The sequence below is a fragment of the Rubritalea profundi genome (assembly GCF_002954445.1).
GTDB lineage: Bacteria > Verrucomicrobiota > Verrucomicrobiia > Verrucomicrobiales > Akkermansiaceae > Rubritalea > Rubritalea profundi.
The window spans coordinates 367,917-371,270 of record NZ_MQWA01000001.1 but is presented as its reverse complement, the minus strand read 5'-3'; the positions used below and the strand labels follow the sequence as shown (position 1 = coordinate 371,270).

2 protein-coding genes are annotated in these 3,354 nt (G+C 50.6%); both read left to right on the top strand.

What is annotated here, in order from left to right:
• Window positions 1–2,680 (top strand): InlB B-repeat-containing protein (locus tag BSZ32_RS01695; protein ID WP_165788577.1); only part of this gene is annotated, 2,680 nt, incomplete at its 5' end.
• 160 nt (window positions 2,681–2,840) lie between these two features.
• Entirely contained in the window at window positions 2,841–3,158 is a 318-nt protein-coding gene (locus BSZ32_RS01690) for a hypothetical protein (RefSeq protein WP_129589532.1), read from the top strand.
• Window positions 3,159–3,354 lie beyond the last annotated feature (196 nt).

Below are 3,354 nucleotides of genomic sequence, written 5' to 3'. Positions count from 1 at the left end.
CCCTTTGACCGTAGTAAATGGATCGGGAAATGGATCCTATGTCCCTGGCACGGATGTTGCCATCACCGCAGACCCACCTGCGGAGAATTACCATTTTGACAAATGGATTTCATCGGATGGTAAAATCATTTCCGATCTTACGGCGAGTGACAACTATAGTGTGCCTGGTTATGCAACCACGATCACAGCTACCTATGCGATTGATACCTATCACCTAAGCTTTGATCAACAGGGGGGTGAAGGGGGGGCGACCACCGCCACCGCCACCTATGGCAAGGCTATGCCTTTGGCAACAGTGCCAACCCGCACGGGCTATCTATTTCGCGGCTACTTTAGCGAAACGTTTGGCGAGGGCACCCAGTACTACACCTACCAAATGCAGAGTGCCAATAACTGGGATGTCACCGCAGATACGGTTCTTTACGCCCACTGGTCTCCATTTCATTCTCTCATTCAAGAAGATTTTGAAAGCCCAGTGGTGTCAAGCTACGCCCAGGGCTCGTTTCCCGATAATGGTCAGTGGGTGATATCCGCGAATGGCCATGGAAGCAATGTTCTTGGACTCGTGAACAAAGATGGCAATGATTTCTCCGCGCCTGACCCCAATCATCAGGCCTTTGCATGTCGGGATAGTAATACGGGAATCACTACTGCGGAGGGCGTCATAGGATCACTTGAGGGGGGCGCGACCTATAGGATTACCGTCGATGTTGTCCGAGATGCAGATGGTGGCAGAGTTTTCAACCCGGATACTCCCTACACTATAGAATTCGTAGCATTAGACTCTGGAGCTGCTTTGGATGATTTACGACCAAGTATTGGTGTTACCTTGGCTTCATACAACGGCGACGCGCCATTAGATAGGACGTTTGAAACCGTTTCATTCGAATTTGCGGCGGACCCAGATAGCCATGCTGCTCAAATTGGGAAAAGTCTCGCCGTCCGTCTCCATGGGGGCTCGCATAGTGCAAGCTACGACAATGTGATCGTCGAAAAGATCAGCCCTCCATTCAAGCACCAGCTCAACTACGATGACAACGGGGCTGATGGTGGTGCTATTCCCGTTGGCATCACGGAGTTCCATCCGGGTGAGGCGGTTACGGTTTTGGGAAATACGGGCAGTCTAAGCAAGGATAGCTTCAACTTCGCCGGCTGGAATACAGCTGCAAACGGGACGGGGCTCGCTTACACGTCAGACGATACCTTTTACATCAGCAATGACACAACGCTATACGCTCAGTGGTATAACCCCACCGCCAGCACTATTCAGTACACCGCCGGTAGGGGCGGAAGCATCTTAGGCGATACGACCCAACTTATTCTTTCAGGAAATAATGGCACGTCCGTCACCGCCGTACCAGATCTGTCGCATAACTTTGAACAATGGAGCGACGGAAGCACCACTGCGACACGTCAGGAATCATCAGTTTCTTCTAACGTGACACTTAACGCCTCTTTTGTGATCAAAACCTACACGGTCAACTACCATGCAAATGATGGGTCCGGAAGCATCAGCGAAGGGAAAAAAACCTATGAAATCGATGCCGAGCTCTCAGACGGATCGGCTCTGACGCTGTCAGGCTACATATTCTCTGGTTGGGCCACAGAAATAGACGGCGGAGGCACTGCCTATGCGGGGCGTGACGTCTATGCCACGGATGCTGACCTCAACTTGTATGCTCAATGGCTGCCATCCGAAACGCTCTTAACTGAAGGATTTGAGAGCCCAGTGGTCTCCGGCTGGTCCACGAAAACGATACCTAACAATGGAAACTGGATCTCCCCGACGTCACCAGATGGATATGGGTGGAATCTGCATGGCCTCGTTAACGAAGACAGTGGCTACTTCAGCAATGCCGATGTGAGCAACAATCAGGCTTATAGAATGACCTATCAAAACCGGTCAGGTATGACCAGTGCCGTTGGAGCGATCGAGGTTCTGGAGGAAGACACGACCTATGTGGTGGAATTTACTGCTGTGGAAGACAGCTCAAACAGCGGGAGGAAATACAATATACAACTCATCGCTTTTGATGAGGGTGCAGATCGAAGTCCGACATCAACGATTCCTGCAGGTAGTCACTTGTTATACGAAGCAACGGGTGAGATCTCGACGGGAGGGGGCATTGACTACGTGAGATTCACCTTTTCTTCTGATGCCAACCACGCCGCGATGGTCGGCATGGATTTGGGCTTACGTATTCGTAGTACGATTTCACAAGATATGGCTATTATAGACGATGTTCGTATCTCCAAAATCTTACCAGACCCGAACACCTACTCCGATTGGATCGGCGGCTTCAGCGTCGGCGGCCTGACCAACCCAGACGACGACTTCGACTTCGATGGCGTGCCCAATGCGATGGAAAACTACTTCGGCACGGCTCCGGATTCTTTCAGCGCTGGGCTCTCCACCGACAGTGTGACCATCAGCGATAGCACCACAACCTTCGCCTTCACCCACCCGATCAACGACAGCCCCTCCTCAGACCTCACTGCGAAATACGTCTGGTCCAAAGACCTCTCGGCTTTCTACGATGGCGGCGCGACAGTCTCCGGAACCACCGTCAACTTCGCCCAAAGCACACCCTCCGGCGGCGAAGTTTCGGTCACCGCCACCGTCACCGGCACAGCGCAGGAAAAAATCTTCATTAGCATCGAAGTCACGCAGGATCCATAAAGCATTTATTCTAGTTCAGCACTCGCTGCGATGGCTTTTTACATTCCTTTCCCAATCAAAGGACGTGTTCTCTTTCCCCCCGCAACCCCCACCGAACACTTACTTAAAAAGCAAATTCCTAGCAATGGTTCCTAGCAACTTCGACCACTTAAAATTACCTATGGAAAGAACAATCAAATCAGCAGCGCTTCTCGGATTACTAATAAGCGCATCGCTGGTGCAAGCTGACAGCTTCACAGGCTTTAACATGGACTTCGTCGATATCGTCAACGCGGGCAACGCCAATGACGGATTAAGTGGAGACACTGCCTACGGAGGAGTCTCCTATAACTACCGCATGGGAGTGCATGAAGTGAACCGGGGCATGATTGAGGCCTATAATGTAAACAGGGCAAAAAAAAGGGGTCAAACGGTAAAATATGGGGACAGAGCAGAATGGCACGGACTTAAGGGGAGTTATCGGCGGTTTAGCTGTTAGGAAAAGGCTGTCTATGATTCCTTAATATGTGAACAAAAAACAACCATTTCTGACAGGCTTTTCCTCTCACCTTTTTGGCAGCACTAAGAGATCAGCTCAAGCTCTTTTTCAAGATGAAGTCCAACAATGTGGCTCGACTACTATCTCTGGATTGTCGATGATTTTTTGAAAAGGTTCTGCCTTCTTCTGAGCTAGA